Genomic DNA, 20,086 nt, shown 5'->3' on the forward strand with positions numbered 1-20,086 from the left:
TCACCTGGGGGATCCGGGGGTTCCGGTGGTCAGTGGGGGAGGCGGGGTTCGACCTGCTGGGCGAGCTTCTTGCCCTCGCCGCAGGGGTCGGGGACGTCGTCCTTCATGAAGCCGGTGACGGAGAGGATGATGACGCCGCCGCCCGCGTCGACGAGGGTGTTGCAGATGCCCTGTCCGGTGGATCCTGCGGAAACACCGGTCGCCGCGGCACGCCCGTTGATGTCGAACTTCTGGTAGCTGTCCCAGTGGCCGCCGGTCTCGTAGCTCGCGACGGTCTCGTCTTGGTTCTTGTACAGGGTCAGCAGCATGGTCTCGCCTTCGAAGGAGCAGCCGGTCTCGAAGGTGAGGTCCTCGATGCGTTCGGACGGCCCGTTCGCGCCTGCCTCGGTCCGCTCGTCCGGTGTGAAGAAGGTGCAGGTGTCGAAGTCCCGGAGCCCGGCCGGTTTCGGCTGCGGTGCGGGCGATTCCTCGCCCCCGGGTGTGGTGCCGCCGAGTGCGCAGCCGGACAGGCTCAGCAGCCCGGCGCAGGCGGCGGTGGTGATCCACCAGCGGGTACGTCGGGTCAACTGGGTACCTCTCTGCATGTCTTCGGCGCTCTGACGGTCGGTGGCAGCTAGTCCTTGGCGAGGCTCGTCAGCCACCTGTCGTTTCGACGACGGGTGCACCGTCGAGGAGGTGAAAGATCGCCGTGACGGCCGTCTTGAGCAGCCGGACCCGCTGACCCGCTTCAGGTGAATGGCCCACTGGCCCGTTCTCGTTGGGCGGGTGGGCCATTCACCTGGGTGGTCCGGGGGCCGGTGGTCAGTGGGGGAGGCGGGGTTCGACTTGGCGGGCGATCTTCTCGGCCTCGCCGCAGGGGTCGGGGATACCACCGGGGAAGATCTCGTTCACGGTGACGATCGCGACTCCGCCGCCCGCGTCGACGAGGACGTTGCAGATCCCGCGGTCCGTGGCGCCTGCACTGACGCCGGTGGCGGCGGCCCTGCCGTTGATGTCGAACTTCTGGTAGCTGTCCCAGTTCCCGTGGGTCGCGTAGCTGCCGACCGTCTCGTCCTGGTTCTTGTACAAGGTCAGCATGGCGCTCTCACCCTCGAAGGAGCAGCCCGGTTCGAAGGAGACGTCTTCGACGCGTTCGGGCGCACCGCCAACCCCCGCAGCGGCCAAGTCGTCCGGTGTGAAGAACGCGCACGGATCCAGGTCTTTGAGCCCGGATGCCTTGGGCTGCGGCTCGGGGGAGTTCTGCTCCGACCCTGGGTCCGTGCCTCCCAACGCGCAGCCGGACACGCCGAACAGTCCGGCGCAAACAACGGTGGCGAGCAACCGGCGGGAACGTCGGGTCACTGGATACCTCTCTGCATGTCTTCAGCGATCTGATCATCGGTGGATCGGTAGTCTTTGGCGGCTGCGCGGAAGGCGTCCGCCTGTTCCATGAGGACTTTCATCAGCTCGTTGACCAGCGGAATTGCTCCGGAGTCCGGATGCTGTGCCTTGTCCTTGAACCGTTGCGCCAGCTGCTGGCCGTCGGGATAGTCTCCCAACCCGGTAAGGCGGGTGATCTGATCGGTTCGTCGAAGGAGTTTCGCGAGCGCCCGCACCTCCTCCTCAACCCTCTTCGCCGCCCGTTCCGCGACTTCCGGGTCGAGCGCGAGCTTGCCCGCCCCCACCTGCTGGTTGATCCATTGGGTCTGCGATCGGACCTGGTGCAGTCCTTCCGCCGCCCCGGCGAATCCCCCGTCTCCGCCCGCCATGCGCCCCTCCGCCGGTTGATCACGTGTGCCACGGATCGTAGCGAGGTGGTGACGGCGCGGGTGGTGGTTTCCGCTGCGCCGACCGGGTAGCGCTACACGGCGGCTTCGGCGGGGGCGCGGCGGAGGATGTCGTCGACGGTCTCCTCGGGGGCCTGCTCGGAGGTGTCGAGCCACAGGCCGAGACGGGGCGTCTCGTCGCGCAGCACCGCGTCGAGCGCTCGGACGGACCACTCGTCGTAGGCGACCTTCCCGCGCGCTGCTTCCCGTGCCCCGATCTCCTCCGGGCTCGGCGCGAGCACCACCAGGTACAGCGGCCGGGTGCGGATGGTGGCCGCGAGTTCGGGGAAGTGTTCGCCGAGCACGACGTCCTGGGTGATGACGGTGAACCCGGCGGCGGTGTACTGGTCGCAGGACTGGGCGGTGAGCCGGTGGCGCAGCCGCAGTTGCCGCTGCGCCTCGTCGGTGGCGTCGGGCGCCATGTCCACCCGCCCGTTGATGATCATGCGGCGGAACAGGTCGCCGCGCAGGTGCACCGAGTTCGGCAGCCGTTCGGCGAGCAGCTGCGCCACCGTGGACTTGCCTGCGGCCTGGATCCCGGTGATCACGATGGCGGCCTGGGCGAAGGGCTCAGCGGCCATGGGCGGTTCTCCTCGGCGGCGCGGATGTCGGGCGGTACTCGACGGGGACGTCGCGCGGGTCGGTGGTTCGGCGCGGTCCGGTCGCGGCGCGCCTCTTCCCCGAGGAGATCGACTCCAGCCTAGCGCCGCCCGCCCGCCGGTTTCGCCCGATTCCGCGAAGTGGTTCCCTCCGCTCCCAGCTCATCGGATCGTGAGAACCTGCGGGCATGCGGATGCGTCCGGAGCGGAGCGCGGTGCTGTTCGACATCGACGGCACCCTGATCGACTCGACGGCGGTCGTCGAGCACGTGTGGTCGCGGGTGGCGGCCGCGTTCGGCGTGCCGCGCGAGCCGGTGCTGGCGGTGTGCCACGGGAAGCGGGACGCGGACGTGGCCGCCGAGTTCTTCCCGGCAGCGGTGCGGGCCGAGGTGCTGGCGGAGGTCGCGCGGCTGGAGCTGGCCGCCGCGGACGCGGTGGTGGCGGTGCCCGGCGCGGCGAACGTGCTGGGGCAGCTCGATCCGCGGCGGTGGGCGGCGGTGACCTCCGGCGGCCGCGAGCTGATGACGGGCAGGCTCCGGGCGGCGGGCCTGCCGCTGCCGTGCACGCTGATCTGCGCGGAGGACGTGTCCCGCGGCAAACCCGATCCGGAGGGCTACCTGGCGGCGGCCCGGGAGCTGGTGGTGGATCCGGCGGACTGCGTGGTGGTGGAGGACTCGCCGCCGGGCGTGGCGGCGGGCGTCGCCGCGGGCGCGCTGGTCGCGGCCGTGACCACCACGCACCCGCGGGAAGCGCTCGGCGGGGCGCACGTGGTGCTGCCGGAGCTGTCGGCCGTGCTGGGATTGCTCTGATGGTGAAGCTGGACCGGTTGATCAACGTGCTCGGCGGCTACGGGGCGCGGCTGGAGTGCGCGCCGCGCGGGCGGGACGTGGAGCTGCGCGGGGTGGCGCTGCACGATTCGGCGGGCACCGACGAGGTGCTGCTGGCCGTCGGCGTCGAACCGGGCGCGATCGGCGAGCTGCTGCGCACCACGATGGCCGCGGTGGTGCTGCTGCGCGAGGTCGCAGGCCCGGAGCTGGCGGTGGCCCGCGAGCGGGGCGTCGCGGTGGTGCTGGTCGACGGCGACGTGCTGTGGGGGCAGTTGGCGGCCGTCGTCTACGGACTGGTGCTGGAGGGCCGCGAAACGGAGGCGGGCCGCGGCCCGACGGACCTGTTCGCGTTGGCCGATGCGCTGGCGGCGTCGGTGGGCGGCCCGGTGACCATCGAGGACCGGCATTCGGGGGTGCTGGCGTATTCGAGCAGGCAGGAATCGGCGGACCGGGCGCGGCTGGCGACGATCCTGGGCAGGCGGGTGCCCGCGGAGATCCGCGCCGAGCTCGCGTCGCGCGGCGTGTACGCGCACCTGGCCTCGTCGGACGAGCCGTTCTTCGCCGAACCGATGCCGGAGTTCCACGGCCGCGCCCTGGTGGCGGTCCGCGCGGGGCGGGAACTGCTCGGGTCGATCTGGGTGGAGGTGCCGGAGCCGCTGAGCCCGGAGCGGGCCGCGGCGCTGCGCGAAGGGGCCCGCACCGCTTCGCTGCACCTGCTGCGGGCGCGCGCCAGCGCCGACCTGGAGCGGCAGGTCGAATCGGACCTGGTGATCGGCCTGCTGGAGGGCCAGGCGGACGCACCGGCGGTGCTGAGCAGGCTCGGGTTGCGCGGCACCGGTTTCCAGGTGGTGGCGGTGCAGGCCGAGGACGCCCAGGACGCGGCGGTGCTGATCGCGTTCGAACGCGCCACGTCCGGCTTCGGCTGGGCACGGCCGGGGCGCAGCGCGCTGTTCGCGAACACCGTCTACACGGTGTTGCCCGAGGCGGAACCGGGGGAGCGGTGGTTCCGGCGGCTGCTGCGGGAGATGCCCGCGGAGGTGCGGCTGCGCGCCGGGGTCGGTGGTGCCGCGGAACCCCTGGAGCTGCCGGTGAGCAGGCGGGAAGCGGACGAAAGCCTCGCCGTCGTCGGTTCCCGCGAGATCGTCGGCTACGACGACGCCTGGCACGAGATCCTGCTGCGCAGGCTCCGCAACGCGGCCTCCGGTGGCCGGTTGCCCGCACGCGGCCCGGTGCGGCAGCTGCACCGCCACGACGCCGAGCACGGCACCCGGTACGCGGCGACGTTGCGGGAGTGGCTGCGCTGCCAGGGCGATCCGGGGGCGGCGGCGCGGCGGCTCGGCGTGCACGCGAACACGGTGCGCTACCGGATGCGGAAGATGACCGAGGTGGCGCCGATCGACGTGACCGACCCGGACCAGCGGCTCGCGCTGATCGTCGCGCTGCTCATCGAATAGTTCCGGATCACCAAACGGCGGCGCCCAGGTTGTGCGGATCTGACAACCGGACCGGCGCCGTGGCCCAGCACACTCGGATGCAGCCGAGCTGAGGAGGGCGAACATGGCTGGCAACGACCAGACGCCGCGGCACGTGGTGGTCGCGGGTGCCGGTGCCGTCGGGTTGTCGACGGCGTGGTTCTTGCAGGAGCACGGCGTGCGGGTCACGGTCGTGGACCGGGACGGCGTGGCCGCCGGTTCGTCCTGGGGCAACGCGGGCTACCTGGCGCCGGCGTTCTCCATCCCGCTGCCGGAGCCGAGCGTGCTGCGCTACGGCCTGCGCTCGCTGCTGGACCGCAACGCCCCGCTGTACGTGCCGGCGAAGGTCGACCCGGGCCTGTGGGCGTTCCTGGCGCGCTTCGCGGCGCACTGCAACATGGGGTCGTGGCGGCGTGCGATGCAGCCGTTCGTGCCGATGAACAACGAGTGCCTGGACGCGTTCGACGCGCTCACCGCCGGTGGCGTGGCGGCCCCGACCCGGTCCGCGCCGATCACCGCCGGGTTCGAGAAGGCCGAGCAGGTCGCCGACCTGCGCCGCGAGTTCGACCTGATCCGCGAGTCCGGGCAGGACGTGCAGGTCGTGGAGTCCTCGGTCGCCGAGGCGCAGGTGCCGCAGCTGTCCTCGCACATCGAGGCGGTGCTGCGCATCGAAGGCCAGCGCTACGTGGACCCCGGCGAGTTCGTGCGCTCCCTCGCCCGCTCCGTGGAGCAGCGCGGCGGCACGATCCGCACTGGTTTCGCCGTGCAGGACGTGCGGCGCGAGCGCGGCGGCGTCGTGCTGCGCTCCGCCGACGACGCGATCACCGCCGACACGGTGGTGCTGGCCACCGGTGCCTGGCTGAGTGCGCTGGCGAAGCCGCTCGGCGTGCGGACCGCGGTGCGCGCGGGCCGCGGCTACTCGTTCACCGTGCCCACCGAGGAACCGGTGCCCGGCCCGATCTACCTGCCCGCCGTGCGGGTGGCCTGCACGCCGTACCAGGGCGGGCTGCGGGTCGCCGGAACCATGGAGTTCCGCTCCCCGGACGCCAAGCTCTACCCGGAGCGCATCGCCGCCATCGAACGCTCGGCGAAACCGCTGCTGCGCGGCGTGTCCTGGGCGGACCGCAAGGATGACTGGGTCGGCGGGCGGCCCGTCACGCCGGACGGGTTGCCGCTGATCGGCGGGACCGCGATGCCCGACGTGTTCGTCGCCGGTGGTCACGGCATGTGGGGGCTCACCCTCGGTCCGCTGACCGGGCGGCTGCTGTCCGAGCAGATCGTCACCGGCAAGCAGCCCGACCAGCTGCGGCCGTTCAACCCGCTGCGCTGACGCGCCACGAAGACCATTTCCTGGAGAGCAGGGGTCGCCGCTCACGAAGCGCCCCCCCCTGCCCGCGTTCCACCCCCGGGTCAGCCGGACTACTGGAGCTTGTCCTTCTCCGCTTGCGGGAGGTGGCAGCCGGTGCTGCCGGAGAGGACGGTGCGTTTGGCGGTGCCGAAGCGGTAGCCGGCGCCGTATTCGTCGCTGCCGACGACTTGGTGGTCGGAGGGTCGGCTCACCACGGTTTCGGGTGGTGTGAAGCCGTATTCGGCGCTGATGCGGGCGACGATCTGTTCGGCGCGGGGCCATTCGGGGTCGGGGATGTTGCCTTCGGTTGACCAGACGCCGAGGGTTTGGCTTTCGGCGGTGGTCGTGAACTCGTTGAAGCCGGTGCAGCCGGAGTTGTGCAGTTCCCGGACGTAGTTCCAGCTGATCCAGGGGTAGGCGACTGCCAGTTCGTCCCTGACTCTGGTCAACATCTCTTGGTAGCGAGCACTGGCCTCTTCCATGCTGGGGCGGCTCAAGAGCTCGGCGCGCTGATCTTCCATGCTTCCTTCCGACTCTTGTCCCGGTTCCACTCCACAGGCGGTCAGGCTCATGACAAGCGCTGTCAGGAGCATCAAGCGTTTCATGAATCTTCCCCGGTCGGTATGCATACGATCACCTGCGTTCGACCACCGTTCGATCAGGAAGCCCAGCAGCGACGGCGGCGGCGTTGTACTGACTCGTGTTGCCACGGTTCAGGTAGCCGTCGGGGCCTCCTGTGTTGTGTCCGATCGATTCGTTGAGGTGCTGACCATCAGGCGTGATCTCTTCACCTGTCGAAAGGTGGCGGAAGTCGGCTTGTTTCGAGGGATCCCCGCCGAACCATGAGAGGTCTGCGACCAGATCGCGCTTTGATTCGATGTTGTATAGCTGCCCAGCTGGGACGTTCAACTCCGATGGGTGGGCAGTGCCGACTCCAGGCGAGCCCATGACAACAGCTGCGTCAACGCCCACTCCATCGTGCTGCAAGGCATAGCCAGTGGTCGTCGACCCGTAGGAATGCCCCATCGCGACCAGGTGGGGGTTGTCGTCGCGCGATGCGTTGATGCCGCGGTAGAAGTCGGCGAGTTTGTCGCCACCACGTTCTGCGGACGTAGAGCTCGCTACCGAGTCAGATCCAAGCGAGTCGTTGATCTGAGGTGCTTCGTACCCGAGCCAAGTGACGGCTGCTACGTCTCCGCCGTCTCCATACTGTTGAGACTGAGCGGTCGCATCTTGCTGCAGAAGGTCCATGCTCTTGTCGTAATCGTTGAGGCTCCCGCCTTCGACCGTGCTGTTGAGGCCAGGGGTGAACACACTGACGTGTTCGGCAGTGTCGACGTTCCCGACAGCGATCGCCGCCTTCGTGCGTTCACCGGACGTGTCGAGCACCAGTAGCTGGCGGTCCGTCTTCTTCGCCGTGGCTTCGACCTCGTCCAGGGACTTCAGCTTGGCTTCGACCTGGTCGAGGGGGCGCCGGTACTCGGCTTCGAGGTTCCTGGCGCCGGGTCCCTTCGGAACCTTCTTGATCTGCTCGCGGAGGCGGTTCGCTTCGGCGTTGAGCACGGCCCGCTCGTCGTCGATCTTGTTGACGTTGGCGGTGTGGCGGACGGTGGCGGGGATGCCGTCCATGCCGCCGAGCCAGGCCGGGGGAGCGGCGGCGAGCGCGGACTTCGTCTCGGCGGGCAGGGACTTCCACCATTCGGCGTTCTTCGCCGGGTCGCCGGGCGGCGGGGGTTCGATGGTCTCGCCGAGGCCGCGGGCGTCGCCGAGGGCGGCCGCGTCGGCGAGGGTCTTCGCCCCTCCGGTGTCCATCAGGTCTTTGTCCGCGTCGCCGAGGACCTTCGCGAGTTCGCGGTCCGCGTCGTCAGCGCGCGCGAGGATGCGTTCGACCCGGTGGACGAGGTCGGGCCGGATGCGCTCGTGCCGGTCGGCGTCGACGTCGGCGGCCTCGTCGGGCCGGGTGCCGGGCGGGGTGCCGAGATCGTCGACGCGGCCGTCGTCGGTGATCGCGAAGTGGTGGGCGTGCGCGAGCGCGTCGGCCTCGACCAGTTCGTTCCCGACCGCCCGGATCTCGTCGGCGGTGGCGATGGCGGCGGTGCGGACGGTGGAGATCTCCAGCACGAGTTCCCGGAGCCGTTCGCCGAGCTTCGCGTGCTCGGCGGTGGCGGCGTCCGCGGCCTTGCCCTGCCATTCGCGGGGACGCCCGGACCCGGCGAGTTCGTCGTCGAGCTGCACGAGCCGGTCCTGCCGGTCCTTGAGCTCGTCGATGGCGTCGTCGAGCAGGTCCGCGTTCCAACGCCGCAGGTCGCCGAGGAGCACCATCACGCACCACCGCCCTGAGCCGCGTGCAACCCGTCCGCGGCGGTGCCTTCGCGGCCGTCGTAGTCGCGGGCGCTGCCGGACAGCGAGTCCGCGTAGTGCTCGACGTCCCGGTTCCACCCGTCGAGCGAGCCGCGCCAGCTGCCGCCGGTGTGCTCGGCGGCCGGAGCCGACGCCGAGCCCGGCATCGCCTCCGCGATCTTGTCGGTGGCCGGTTCCAACCGCACCGACCTGGCCTGTTCGGCGGCGGACCGAGCGGCTTTCGCCGCGTCCTCCAGCGCCGTCGTGACGACCTCGTAGCCCACTGCACCCCTCCTCGCGGGGCAGGACCTTAACAGCGCGGAGCGGCGCGGCGGCCGCATTCCGGACGATCTCCGCGCCGAGTCACATCCGACCGGAACCGATCGCCCGCAGGAAGGCGCCGAACGCGTTCCGGCTCACCGCGAGCACCGGTCCGGCCGCGTCCTTGGAGTCGCGGATGCCGACGACGGAGTGCTGCACGGCGATCTCCACGCAGGCGCCGCCGTTTCCCTGGCTGCGACTGGCCTTCCGCCAGTCGGCGGAGTCGGGCACGAACGCGATCTCGACGCACTGGCCGCCGCTGGAGCTGCTGCGGCTGGATTTGCGCCAGACGGCTGTCGAGAAGTCCGGGTGCATGATCGCCCTTTCGATGATCGCCTATTCGTGCGTGGCGGCCACCATAGCGATGAAATCTTGCGACTCGTGCTCCGGCAGTGCAGCCGCCCGAAGTCGTTCGAAGACGATGCTGTAGCGCGTGAACTCCGCCGGTTCGTGGAGGTAGGTAGCACCCAGCACGTCTTCGAGGTAGACGGCCGAAAGCTGTTGCTCGGCAAGGTGGAGCAGCGTTGCGGAAGACGCCACTGAGATGCGGTTCGGCACGCTGAACGGGAGAACCCTGAGGTCCACGTTCGGTTTGGAAGCCGTTTCGGCCAGGTGCTCCAGCTGCGCACGCATGATCTTCCCGCTGCCTTGAACGCGGCGAAGCGCGGTTTCACTGAGGACGACCTGCAAGTTCAGCGGTTTGTGCCGACGAGTGAGGACCGATTGGCGATCGAGCCGGGTCTGCACCTGGCGTTCGATCATCCTCGGATCTGCGGCAGGTTCCCAGGCGTGGATCATCGATCGGGCGTAGTCGTGGGTCTGGAGCAGCCCGGTCACGCTTTCCACCTCGTAGATCCGCATGTCCGTAGCCGCGTACTCCAGTGCGTGGAACCGCTGGAACCAGTCGGGCACCGCGTCCCGGTAGGTGGTGCGGCGCGGGCTGCGCCGGGGGAGTTGGCTCGCGAGGCCGATCAGGTACTTCCGCCGCTTGGCGGGCGCGTCGTAGAGCGCGGACAGCTTCTCGACCTCGGCCGTGGTGACGCCCTGCTTGCCGCTCTCGATCTTGCTGATCTTCGGTGCGGTCCCGCCGACCACGGCTGCCGCCGCCGCGGCCGTGCACTCGGCTTCTTCGCGCAGGCGGCGCAGTTCGATGCCGAGCTGGATCTTGAGCATCTTCGGGTCCGGTGCCATGCGGATCATGATTCCGCCCGCCTGCTCCCTCCGAAAGCATGTTCACCGGATTCAGCGATCGTTTATGAGCAAGTTGCTCAGTAGCGTTCGCCTCCGAATGTTGATCCATGAAGGGGGCTCACCATGCACGACGACCCGGAAGCCGAACTCCTCCGCGCGCTCCGCGACGGCGCCCGTCCGCGCCCGTTCGCGGTCTACGAGCTGACCGGCGAGGACGGTGAGGTCCTCGACGCGGACGTCTGCGCGTGGGGCCTGGACATCAGCGGCGAGTGCGCGTCGGACCAGGTGCCGCCGGGGGCGGTGTTCGTGGGGCCGGGAGGTTTGAAGGGCGACGCCGATTCCGCCGAGCGGGTCCGCGCGATGTTCGAGATCGTCGGGAACGTGCGGCTCGTCTGGCTCTGAAGCCCGACCGGTCGCGAAGCCCAGCCGATCGCGGAGCCCGCCTGTGGCGCGCGTGACCGGCCCCATTCTTGATTGATGTTGCACGACGATGCATAATCATCCGCATGGTGATTCGGGTGGCAGTGGCGGGTGCGAGCGGCTACGCGGGCGGAGAACTCCTCCGCCTGCTGCTGGCGCACCCCGAAGTCGAGATCGGAACGCTGACCGCCGGGGGCAACGCGGGCACCAAGCTCGGTGCGCACCACCCGAACCTGCTACCGCTCGCCGACCGCGAACTCGCCGAGACCACCGCCGCCGCGCTCTCCGGCCACGACGTCGTGTTCCTCGCGCTGCCGCACGGGCATTCCGCGGCCATCGCCGCCGAACTCGGCGCGGACACCCTCGTCGTGGACTGCGGTGCCGACCACCGGCTCAACGATCCCGAGGCGTGGACCCGCTGGTACGGCGGTGACCACCCCGGCACCTGGCCCTACGGCGTCCCCGAACTCCCCGGCAAGCGGGCGGAACTGCGCACCGCGAACCGGATCGCCGTCGCCGGATGCTTCCCCACGGTCTCCTCGCTGGCGCTGGCACCCGCCTTCGCCGCCGGTCTCGTCGAACCCGAAGCGCAGGTCGTCGCCGTCACCGGCACCTCCGGCGCGGGCCGCGCGCTCAAGACGCACCTGCTCTCCGCCGAGGTCATGGGCTCGGCCAGCGCCTACGGCGTCGGCGGCGCGCACCGGCATACCCCGGAGCTGGTGCAGAACCTCAGCGCCGTCGCGGGCGAACCGGTGCAGGTGTCGTTCACCCCCGTGCTCGCGCCGATGTCGCGCGGCATCCTCGCCACCTGCAGCGCCCCGCTGCGCGGCGACCTCGACACCGCCGCCGCCCGGAAGGTCTACCTGGACGCCTACGGCGACGAGCCGTTCGTGCACGTGCTGCCCGAAGGCTCCTGGCCGCAGACCTCCGCGACGCTCGGCGCCAACACGGTGCACCTGCAGGTCGCGGTGGACGCCGACGCGCGGCGGCTCGTCGTCATCGGCGCCGAGGACAACCTCACCAAGGGCACCGCCGGTGGCGCCGTGCAGTGCATGAACCTCGCCAAGGGCCTGCCCGAGACCACCGGCCTGCCGCTCGCGGGGATCGCCCCGTGACCGACGGCCCGCACCCCGCCGCACCCGGTACCACCAGCACGGAGGAGAACGCATGAGCGTCACCGCCCCCGCCGGATTCCGGGCGGCCGGTGTGGCCGCCGGGATCAAACCCACCGGCGCGCTCGACCTGGCCCTCGTCGTCAACGACGGTCCGCGGCACACCGCCGCCGGCGTCTTCACCACCAACAAGGTCAAGGCCGCGCCGGTGCTGTGGTCCCAGCAGGTGCTGCAGGAACGCAGCCTGCACGCCGTCGTGCTCAACTCCGGCGGCGCCAACGCCTGCACCGGCCCCGAAGGCTTCCAGGACACCCACGCCACCGCCGAGAAGGTCGCCGAAGTCCTCGGCGTCGGCGCCATCGACGTGGCCGTCTGCTCCACCGGGCTGATCGGCGAACGGCTCCCGATGCCCGCCGTGGTGTCCGGAGTGGACGGTGCCGCCGCGGCGCTCGACGGCACCGCGGACGCGGGCACCGCCGCCGCCACCGCCGTGCTCACCACCGACAGCAAGGCCAAGCAGGCCACCGCGGCCGGCGACGGGTTCAGCATCGGCGGATTCGCCAAGGGCGCCGGGATGCTCGCGCCCAACATGGCCACCATGCTCAGCGTGCTCACCACCGACGCCGTCGTGGAACCGGACGTGCTGGACACCGCGCTGCGCGCCGCGACCCGCACCACCTTCGACCGGCTCGACGTGGACGGCGGCACCTCCACCAACGACACCGTGCTGGTGCTGGCCTCCGGCGCCTCCGGCGTCGAACCCAGTGCCGCGGAGCTCACCGAAGTCCTCACCGCCATCAGCACCGACCTCGTCCGCCAGCTGCAGGGCGACGCCGAAGGCGCCACCAAGGCCGTGGACATCACCGTGCGCGGCGCCCGCACCGAGGACGACGCCGTCCACATCGGACGGATCATCGCCGAGGACAACCTGGTCAAGACCGCGCTGTTCGGCTCCGACCCCAACTGGGGCCGGATCGCGATGGCGCTCGGCCGGGCCGAGGCCGAGATCGACGTCAGCCGCGTCGAGATCATCACCAACGGCGTCTCGCTGTTCGCGGGCGGACTGCCCAACCGGGACCGCGGCGAAGCCGACCTCACCGGCCGCGACATCGAGATCGTCGTGGACCTGCACCTCGGCGACCAGGCCGCCACCATCCTGTCCACCGACCTGTCCCACGACTACGTCGAAGAGAACAGCGCGTACTCCTCATGAGCGCCGAACAGGCTCCCGCCGAGCAGAACCCGGCCGAACAGACCTCGACTGAACAGGCCGCGGCCGACCAGACCCCAGCCGACCGGCTCGCCACCGCCGCCGAGAAGGCCAGCGTGCTCGTCGAAGCACTGCCCTGGCTGGAGCGCTTCCACGGCGCCACCGTCGTCGTCAAATACGGCGGCAACGCCATGATCGACGACGAGCTCAAGGCCGCGTTCGCGCAGGACATGGTGTTCCTGCGCCTCGCCGGGCTACACCCCGTCGTCGTGCACGGCGGCGGACCGCAGATCACCACCATGCTCGACCGGCTCGGCATGACCGGCGAGTTCCGCGGCGGCCTGCGCGTCACCACCCCCGAAACCCTCGACGTGGTGCGGATGGTGCTCGTCGGGCAGGTCGGCCGCGAACTCGTCGGCCTCATCAACCAGCACGGACCGCACGCCGTCGGCATGTCCGGCGAGGACGCGCAGCTGTTCACCGCCGCCCGCCGCACCGCCACCGTCGACGGCGAACCCGTCGACGTCGGCCTCGTCGGCGACGTCGTCGCCGTCAACCCGGACGCGGTGCTCGACCTGATCAGCGCCGGGCGCATCCCCGTCGTGTCCACCGTGGCCCCCGACGTGGACGGCGTGGTGCACAACGTCAACGCCGACACCGCCGCCGGCGCGCTCGCCGTCGCACTCGGCGCCGAGAAGCTCGTGGTGCTCACCGACGTCGAAGGCCTCTACACCGACTGGCCGGACCGCTCCTCGCTCGTCGCCCGCCTCGACGCCGACGAGCTCGAAGCGCTGCTGCCCGGCCTCGCCGCCGGGATGGTGCCGAAGATGGAGGCCTGCCTGCGCGCCGTCCGCGGCGGTGTGCCGCGCGCCCACGTCATCGACGGCAGGCTCGCGCACTCGGTGCTGCTCGAAGTGTTCACCAGCGCAGGCGTCGGAACGATGGTGCTGCCCGGACAGGAAGGCGAACCCGCATGACCACCAACACCACCGGGACCCAGCGCTGGCAGGCGTCCATGATGGGCAACTACGGCACTCCGAAGCTCACCCTCACCAGCGGCTCCGGCTGCGAGGTCACCGACGCCGACGGCAACACCTACCTCGACTTCGTCGGCGGCATCGCCGTCAACGCGCTCGGCCACGCCCACCCGAACGTCGTCGCGGCCGTCACCCGCCAGATCGGCACCCTCGGGCACGTCTCCAACTTCTACGCCCACGAACCCGGGCTGGAACTCGCCGAACGGCTGCTGGAGCTCGCCGGGTTCGCCGGGCGCGGGCGGGTGCTGTTCTGCAACTCCGGCGGCGAGGCCAACGAAGCCGCGTTCAAGATCGCCCGGCGCACCGGACGGCTCAAGATCATCTCCACCGAGGGCGGGTTCCACGGCCGCACCATGGGCGCGCTCGCCCTCACCGGCCAGCCCGCCAAGCGGGAACCGTTCGCCCCGCTGCCGCCCGGCGTCGAGTACGTGCCCTTCGGCGACGTCGCCGCGCTCGAAGCCGCCATCGACGACACCACCGCCGCGTTCGTCGTCGAACCCGTGCAGGGCGAGAACGGCGTCATCGTCCCGCCCGAGGGCTACCTGCGGGCCGCCCGCGAGATCACCGCGAAGCACGGCGCGCTGCTCGTCGTCGACGAGGTGCAGACCGGCATCGGCCGCACCGGGCACTGGTTCGCGTTACAGCGCGACGGCATCGAACCCGACGTGATCACCCTCGCCAAGGGCCTCGGCGGCGGACTGTCCCTCGGCGCCTGCATCGGCGTCGGCGACGCCGGTGAACTGCTGCAACCCGGCCAGCACGGCACCACCTTCGGCGGCAACCCCGTCGCCTGCGCGGCCGCGCTCGCCGTCCTCGACACCATCGCCGCCGACGGCCTGCTCGACCACGTCAAGGCCATCGGCGAACTCATCGCCGACGGCGTCCGCGAGCTCGGCCACCCGAAGATCGCGGGTGTCCGCGGCCTCGGCCTGCTGCTCGGCATCCGGCTCACCGAGCCCGTCGCCGCCGCCACCGCCGCCGCGGCTCAGGACGCCGGCTACCTGATCAACGCCGTGCAGCCCGACGTGCTGCGGCTGAGCCCCGCACTGGTGCTCGACGCCGACCAGGCCCGGCGGCTCGTCGCCGCCCTGCCCGGTCTGCTCGGCTGACCTGCCCGAACACCCGAACCCCACCACGACAGCCACGGAGGTGATCCCGTGACGCTCCGGCACTTCCTGCGCGACGACGACCTGAGCCCGCAGGAGCAGACCGACATCCTCGACCTCGCCGCTCGGTTCAAGGCCGACCGCAACGGGGACCGCTCGCTGGAGGGCCGCTCCATCGCGGTCATCTTCGAGAAGAACTCCACCCGCACCCGGATGTCCTTCGAGGTCGGCATCCACCAGCTCGGCGGCCAGCCGCTGGTGGTCGACGGCCGCATGATGCAGCTCGGCCGCGAGGAGACCATCGAGGACACCTCGCGGGTGCTGTCCCGCTACGTCGACGCCGTCGTCTGGCGCACCTTCGCCCAGCCGCGCATCGAGGCCATGGCGGGCGCGGCCACCGTGCCCGTGATCAACGCGCTCACCGACGAGTTCCACCCCTGCCAGGTCCTCGCCGACCTGCAGACCGTGCGGGAGCGCCACGGCGAACTGCCCGGACGCACGCTCACCTACCTCGGCGACGGCGCCAACAACATGGCGCACTCGCTGCTGGTCGGTGGCGTCACCGCGGGCATGCACGTCCGCATCGGCGCCCCCGAGGGATTCGCTCCCGCCCAGTGGGTGCTGGACGCGGCGAACAAGCGCGCCGCCGAGACCGGCGGTTCCGTGCGCGTCGACACCGACCCGCGCGCCGCCGTGGACGGTGCCGACGTGCTCGTCACCGACTCCTGGACCTCGATGGGCCAGGAGAACGACGGCAAGGACCGGGTCAGCCCGTTCCGCCCCTTCCAGGTCAACGCCGAACTGCTCGCCGCCACCGGCGTCGAGTCCACCGTGCTGCACTGCCTGCCCGCGCACCGCGGCTGGGAAGTCACCGACGACGTGCTCGACGGGCCGGCCAGCGCCGTGTTCGACGAAGCCGAGAACCGGCTGCACGCGCAGAAGGCCCTGCTCGCCTGGCTGGTGCAGCGGTCATGAGCACCCGGGCGGCCCGGCAGGCCCGCATCGTCGAGCTGGTCTCGGCGATGGGCATCCGCAGCCAGACCGAGCTCGCGCGGCTGCTCGCCGGGGACGGCATCGACGTCACCCAGGCCACGCTGTCCCGCGACCTCGACGAACTGGGCGCGGTGAAGCTGCGCGGGCCCGACGGGGGAGCCGCCGTCTACGTCATCCCCGAGGACGGCAGCCCCGTGCGCGGGGTGCAGGGCGGCACCACGCGCCTGAGCAGGCTGCTGGCGGAACTGCTCGTCTCCGCCGACGGCTCCGGCAACCTCACCGTGCTGCGCACCCCGCCCGGCGCCGCGCAGTTCCTGGCCAGCGCCATCGACCGCGCCGCCCTGCTCGAAGCCGTCGGCTCCATCGCGGGCGACGACACCGTCATGGTCGCCCCCCCCGAGCCGCTCACCGGCCTCGACCTCGCCGAACGGTTCACCAACATGGCCTCCGGCGAACGCGCCCGCCCCGAGGACGGCGAACCGGGCGACGCGCATCCCGCCGGCGGCGAGAACGATGACCGATCGAACCCGCACCATCCGAACGAATCCCGATAAGGACCCACCGTGACCCAGCAAGGCAGCGAGCCCACCAAGCTGTGGGGCGGCCGCTTCGCCTCCGGCCCGGCCGAAGCGATGGCCGCGCTGAGCCTCTCCACCCACTTCGACTGGCGGCTGGCCCCCTACGACATCGCCGGTTCCCGCGCGCACGCCCGCGTGCTGCACGCGGCCGGGCTGCTCACGGCCGATGAGCTGGAGCGGATGCACCAGGGCCTCGACGTGCTCGCCGCCGACGTCGAGTCCGGCGCGTTCCAGCCCGTCATCGACGACGAGGACGTGCACACCGCCCTCGAACGCGGGCTGCTCGAACGCGTCGGCACCGACCTCGGCGGCAAGCTGCGCGCCGGCCGCTCCCGCAACGACCAGGTCGCCACCCTGTTCCGGATGTGGCTGCGCGACGCCACCCGCCGCGTCGCCGCAGGCGTGCTCGACGTCGTCGCCGCCCTCGCCGGGCAGGCGCAGGCCCACCCGGACGCGGTGCTGCCCGGCCGCACCCACCTGCAGCACGCGCAGCCGGTGCTGCTCGGCCACCACCTGCTCGCGCACTGCCAGGCGCTGCTGCGCGACGTCAGCAGGCTGCGGGACTGGGACGCCCGCACCGCGTTCTCCCCGTACGGGTCCGGTGCGCTCGCCGGTTCCTCGTTGGGGCTGGACCCGCAGGCCGTGGCCGCCGAGCTCGGCTTCGACGGCGCGGTGGACAACTCCATCGACGGCACCGCCTCCCGCGACTTCGCGGCCGAATCGGCGTTCTGCCTGGCCATGCTCGCGGTGAACCTGTCCCGGGTCGCCGAAGAGGTGATCATCTGGAACACCGCCGAGTTCGGCTACGTCACGCTCGACGACGCCTGGGCCACCGGCAGCTCGATCATGCCGCAGAAGAAGAACCCCGACGTCGCCGAACTGGCCCGCGGCAAGTCCGGGCGGCTCATCGGCAACCTGACCGGCCTGCTCGCGACGCTGAAGGCGCAGCCGCTGGCCTACAACCGGGACCTGCAGGAGGACAAGGAGCCGGTCTTCGACTCCGTCGAACAGCTCGACCTGCTGCTGCCCGCGATGGCCGGGATGCTCGGCACGCTCACCTTCCACACCGAGCGGCTCGCCGAACTCGCGCCCGCCGGGTTCACCCTTGCCACCGACATCGCCGAGTGGCTGGTCCGCCAGGGCGTGCCGTTCCGCGTCGCGCACGAGGCGTCGGGGGAGTGCGTGCGCACGGCCGAAGCCCGCGGGGCCGGGCTCGACGAGCTCACCGACGAGGAGCTCACCGCCGCGCACCCCGCGCTCACCCCGCAGGTGCGGGAGGTGCTGACCGTTCCCGGCTCCATCGCCTCCCGCGACGCCCACGGCGGCACCGCGCCCGACCGGGTGCGCGAGCAGCGGGACCGCGTGTTCACCGCGATCGAGGCGCATCGCGCCTGGCTGGCGGCGTGAGGACCGTTCACGTCCGGTCGGTACTGTTCCGCTCGTGAGCCACCAGTTGACGCGAGCGGAACTCGCCCACGACCCCCTCCGGGTGGCCCGCAGCCTGCTCGGCTGCGAGCTGCGGTCCAGCCACCCGGAGGGCGACGTGCGGGTGCGGCTCGTCGAAGTCGAGGCCTACCGCGGCGGTGACGACCCGGCCTCGCACTGCTACCGCGGCAAGACGCAGCGCAACGCGGTGATGTTCGGCCCGGCCGGGCACCTCTACGTCTACTTCGTCTACGGGCTGCACTTCTGCATCAACGTCGTGTGCACCGAGGACGGCGTGCCCGGCGCGGTGCTGCTGCGCGCGGCCGAGGTCCTCGACGGCACCGAGCTGGCCCGCAGCCGCCGCCCCGCGGTGCGCAAGGACGTCCAGCTCGCCAGCGGCCCCGCCCGGCTGGCGGGCGTCCTCGGCATCACCCGCGAGCACAACGGCATCGACCTCACCGACCCGGACTCGCCGATCCGGCTGCTCGACGGCCCCGCCGTCGACGAGGACGACGTGCGCACCGGGCCGCGCGTCGGCGTCGCCACCGCGGTGGACCTGCCCTGGCGGTCCTGGATCGACGGCTCCCCGGCGGTGAGCCCCTACCGGCGCGGGGGACGTCGGCGCATCCGGGACCAGGCATGAAACCGCTCGTCGGCATGCGACAGACTGGGTCGCGTGAGTGAGCACATCCTTGACGAGCTGTCCTGGCGCGGCCTGATCGCGCAATCCACCGACCTCGACGCGCTGCGTTCGGACCTGGATTCCGGGCCGCTCACTCTCTACGCGGGCTTCGACCCCACCGCACCCAGCCTGCACGCCGGCCACCTGATCCCGCTGCTGACGCTGCGCCGCTTCCAGCTCGCCGGGCACCGCCCGGTGGTGCTCTCCGGCGGCGCGACCGGCCTGATCGGTGACCCGCGGGACGTCGGGGAGCGCAACCTGCACGACGAGGACACGGTCCGGGCGTGGACCGAGCGGATCGGCCACCAGCTGGCGAAGTTCGTCGACTTCGACGGGACCTCGACCGGCGCGCTGGTCGCCGACAACTCGGACTGGACGGCGCAGCTGCCGGTCACCCAGTTCCTCCGCGACGTAGGCAAGCACTTCTCGATCAACACGATGCTCGCGCGGGAGACGGTGAAGCGCCGCCTGGAGGGCGACGGCCTGTCCTACACCGAGTTCAGCTACATGTTGCTGCAGGCCAACGACTACGTGCAGCTCTACCGCAGGCACGGCACCCGGTTGCAGCTCGGCGGCTCCGACCAGTGGGGCAACATCGTCGCCGGCGTGGACCTGCTGCGCCGCCAGGAGAACACCACCGCCCACGCGCTGACCCTGCCGCTGGTCACCGACGCGGAGGGGCGGAAGTTCGGCAAGTCCACCGGCGGCGGCAACGTGTGGCTCGATCCGGAGCTGACCTCGCCGTACGCCTGGTACCAGTACTTCGTGAACTCCGCGGACGCGGACGTCGCCAAATACCTGCGCCTGTTCACCTTCCTCGACCGCGAGGAGATCGAGGAGCTGGAGCGCACCACCGCCGAACGCCCGCAGCAGCGCGCCGGCCAGCGCAGGCTCGCCGAGGAGCTGACGACCCTGGTGCACGGTGCCGACCAGACCCGCCAGGTGATCGCCGCCAGCCAGGCGCTGTTCGGCCGCGGGGACTTCGCGGAGCTGGACGAGGCGACGCTGGACGCGGTCATGGCCGAGGTCCCCACCGGCGAAGTGCGCCTGTCCGACGAGCCCACCATCGTCGACCTGCTGGTCGAGGCGGGTCTCGCGCAGGGCCGCGGCGCCGCGCGGCGCACCGTCAACGAGGGCGGCGCCTACGTCAACAACACCAAAATCGCTGATGAGACGTGGTCTCCGTCGAAGGACGACCTGCTGCACGGCCACTGGGCGGTCATCCGACGTGGCAAGCGTCACACTGCGGGGATCAAGGTGCTGTACTAGCCTGTTCGTAGGGCCGGAAACGGCGGGTGACCTGCGGGTTTGCCTCGTTCCGGTCCTACTGCGGGCTGACTTGACTTTGGGTCGGCCGACGCGTAAATTACTTCAAGTCAGCGCGGAACGGGCCGAGAAAATCGGACCGGGCGCGACAGCGGGGCCACGAACCAAGCTCCCAACTGGTGTTGGTAGAGTGGGTGGAACCGAAGTGGAAAACTCTAAAAGCAGGCCGGAACTTGGCTGGGCGGGCGCGGGAAACCGCGGAAACGCGAAAGCGACCCCCCTGAAACGGCCGGAAATCGGGCCTGCTAGAGTTTGAAACATCGCAAGAACGAAAGACGGAATGAACTGACTCCC

At 71.0% G+C, this 20,086-nt stretch carries 22 protein-coding genes; 13 read left to right on the top strand and 9 right to left on the bottom strand.

Features of this window, described 5'->3' with window-relative positions; genetic code table 11:
- Positions 1–29: 29 nt before the first annotated feature.
- From LCD35_RS27460 to LCD35_RS27475, 4 genes are all read right to left on the bottom strand, one after another.
- Positions 30–566 (bottom strand): DUF3558 family protein, encoded by a 537-nt coding sequence (locus tag LCD35_RS27460; protein ID WP_224963323.1) that lies wholly within the window; start codon positions 564–566, stop codon positions 30–32.
- Between the two features lie 235 nt (positions 567–801).
- Complete coding sequence (locus LCD35_RS27465) at positions 802–1,341, bottom strand: DUF3558 domain-containing protein (protein ID WP_224978475.1); 540 nt, start codon at positions 1,339–1,341, stop codon at positions 802–804.
- A complete protein-coding gene (locus tag LCD35_RS27470; RefSeq protein ID WP_224968973.1) occupies positions 1,338–1,748 on the bottom strand; it encodes a hypothetical protein in 411 nt (136 codons plus the stop codon). Before LCD35_RS27470 ends, LCD35_RS27465 begins: the two co-directional genes overlap by 4 nt.
- A gap of 92 nt (positions 1,749–1,840) precedes the next feature.
- The gene (locus LCD35_RS27475; protein ID WP_224968975.1) at positions 1,841–2,386 is read right to left on the bottom strand and encodes an AAA family ATPase; all 546 of its coding nucleotides are present in this window, start codon (positions 2,384–2,386) and stop codon (positions 1,841–1,843) included.
- 206 nt (positions 2,387–2,592) lie between these two features.
- On the opposite strand from LCD35_RS27475, the gene LCD35_RS27480 reads away from it, so the two are divergent.
- The 3 genes from LCD35_RS27480 to LCD35_RS27490 all read left to right on the top strand — a co-directional run bounded on the left by LCD35_RS27480 (position 2,593) and on the right by LCD35_RS27490 (position 6,033).
- The gene (locus tag LCD35_RS27480; RefSeq protein WP_224968977.1) at positions 2,593–3,213 is read left to right on the top strand and encodes an HAD-IA family hydrolase; all 621 of its coding nucleotides are present in this window, start codon (positions 2,593–2,595) and stop codon (positions 3,211–3,213) included.
- A complete protein-coding gene (locus tag LCD35_RS27485) occupies positions 3,213–4,685 on the top strand; it encodes a CdaR family transcriptional regulator (RefSeq protein WP_224961649.1) in 1,473 nt (490 codons plus the stop codon). The genes LCD35_RS27480 and LCD35_RS27485 overlap by 1 nt, the downstream gene beginning before the upstream one ends.
- Positions 4,686–4,788: 103 nt before the next feature.
- The gene (locus LCD35_RS27490; RefSeq protein WP_224961648.1) at positions 4,789–6,033 is read left to right on the top strand and encodes an FAD-binding oxidoreductase; all 1,245 of its coding nucleotides are present in this window, start codon (positions 4,789–4,791) and stop codon (positions 6,031–6,033) included.
- 89 nt (positions 6,034–6,122) lie between these two features.
- Here LCD35_RS27490 and LCD35_RS27495 read toward each other — a convergent pair whose 3' ends face one another.
- The 5 genes from LCD35_RS27495 to LCD35_RS27515 form a co-directional block, all read right to left on the bottom strand.
- Positions 6,123–6,656 carry an LppA family lipoprotein gene (locus LCD35_RS27495; RefSeq protein WP_225045179.1) on the bottom strand — a complete coding sequence of 178 codons (534 nt, stop codon included), beginning with the start codon at positions 6,654–6,656 and terminating at the stop codon, positions 6,123–6,125.
- Between the two features lie 28 nt (positions 6,657–6,684).
- The gene (locus tag LCD35_RS27500; protein ID WP_224968546.1) at positions 6,685–8,373 is read right to left on the bottom strand and encodes an alpha/beta hydrolase; all 1,689 of its coding nucleotides are present in this window, start codon (positions 8,371–8,373) and stop codon (positions 6,685–6,687) included.
- Positions 8,373–8,675 (bottom strand): hypothetical protein, encoded by a 303-nt coding sequence (locus LCD35_RS27505; protein ID WP_224961641.1) that lies wholly within the window; start codon positions 8,673–8,675, stop codon positions 8,373–8,375. The genes LCD35_RS27500 and LCD35_RS27505 overlap by 1 nt, the downstream gene beginning before the upstream one ends.
- Before the next feature lie 79 nt (positions 8,676–8,754).
- On the bottom strand, positions 8,755–9,027 hold the full coding sequence (locus LCD35_RS27510) for a DUF397 domain-containing protein (protein ID WP_224961640.1): 273 nt from the start codon (positions 9,025–9,027) through the stop codon (positions 8,755–8,757).
- Between the two features lie 21 nt (positions 9,028–9,048).
- On the bottom strand, positions 9,049–9,903 hold the full coding sequence (locus LCD35_RS27515) for a DUF5753 domain-containing protein (RefSeq protein ID WP_224961637.1): 855 nt from the start codon (positions 9,901–9,903) through the stop codon (positions 9,049–9,051).
- A 123-nt stretch (positions 9,904–10,026) separates the two neighbouring features.
- Here LCD35_RS27515 and LCD35_RS27520 point away from each other — a divergent pair, with 123 nt between their 5' ends.
- The 10 genes from LCD35_RS27520 to tyrS all read left to right on the top strand — a co-directional run bounded on the left by LCD35_RS27520 (position 10,027) and on the right by tyrS (position 19,735).
- Entirely contained in the window at positions 10,027–10,305 is a 279-nt protein-coding gene (locus LCD35_RS27520; RefSeq protein ID WP_224968544.1) for a hypothetical protein, read from the top strand.
- A gap of 104 nt (positions 10,306–10,409) precedes the next feature.
- Complete coding sequence (argC, locus tag LCD35_RS27525) at positions 10,410–11,438, top strand: N-acetyl-gamma-glutamyl-phosphate reductase (RefSeq protein ID WP_225045180.1); 1,029 nt, start codon at positions 10,410–10,412, stop codon at positions 11,436–11,438.
- A gap of 52 nt (positions 11,439–11,490) precedes the next feature.
- Entirely contained in the window at positions 11,491–12,648 is a 1,158-nt protein-coding gene (gene argJ, locus LCD35_RS27530) for a bifunctional glutamate N-acetyltransferase/amino-acid acetyltransferase ArgJ (protein WP_225045181.1), read from the top strand.
- On the top strand, positions 12,645–13,622 hold the full coding sequence (gene argB / locus LCD35_RS27535; RefSeq protein WP_225045182.1) for an acetylglutamate kinase: 978 nt from the start codon (positions 12,645–12,647) through the stop codon (positions 13,620–13,622). The genes argJ and argB overlap by 4 nt, the downstream gene beginning before the upstream one ends.
- Positions 13,619–14,791 (top strand): acetylornithine transaminase, encoded by a 1,173-nt coding sequence (locus LCD35_RS27540; RefSeq protein WP_224968538.1) that lies wholly within the window; start codon positions 13,619–13,621, stop codon positions 14,789–14,791. The genes argB and LCD35_RS27540 overlap by 4 nt, the downstream gene beginning before the upstream one ends.
- 48 nt (positions 14,792–14,839) lie before the next feature.
- Positions 14,840–15,763 carry an ornithine carbamoyltransferase gene (gene argF / locus LCD35_RS27545; RefSeq protein WP_224961626.1) on the top strand — a complete coding sequence of 308 codons (924 nt, stop codon included), beginning with the start codon at positions 14,840–14,842 and terminating at the stop codon, positions 15,761–15,763.
- On the top strand, positions 15,760–16,335 hold the full coding sequence (locus LCD35_RS27550) for an arginine repressor (RefSeq protein ID WP_225045183.1): 576 nt from the start codon (positions 15,760–15,762) through the stop codon (positions 16,333–16,335). Before argF ends, LCD35_RS27550 begins: the two co-directional genes overlap by 4 nt.
- 9 nt (positions 16,336–16,344) lie before the next feature.
- Entirely contained in the window at positions 16,345–17,766 is a 1,422-nt protein-coding gene (argH, locus tag LCD35_RS27555; RefSeq protein ID WP_225045184.1) for an argininosuccinate lyase, read from the top strand.
- 34 nt (positions 17,767–17,800) lie between these two features.
- Positions 17,801–18,427 (top strand): DNA-3-methyladenine glycosylase, encoded by a 627-nt coding sequence (locus tag LCD35_RS27560; protein WP_224961619.1) that lies wholly within the window; start codon positions 17,801–17,803, stop codon positions 18,425–18,427.
- 33 nt (positions 18,428–18,460) lie between these two features.
- A complete protein-coding gene (gene tyrS / locus LCD35_RS27565) occupies positions 18,461–19,735 on the top strand; it encodes a tyrosine--tRNA ligase (protein WP_224961616.1) in 1,275 nt (424 codons plus the stop codon).
- The last annotated feature ends 351 nt before the right edge of the window (positions 19,736–20,086 follow it).

The organism is Saccharopolyspora sp. 6V (genome assembly GCF_020176785.1).
Lineage (GTDB): Bacteria > Actinomycetota > Actinomycetes > Mycobacteriales > Pseudonocardiaceae > Saccharopolyspora_C > Saccharopolyspora_C gregorii.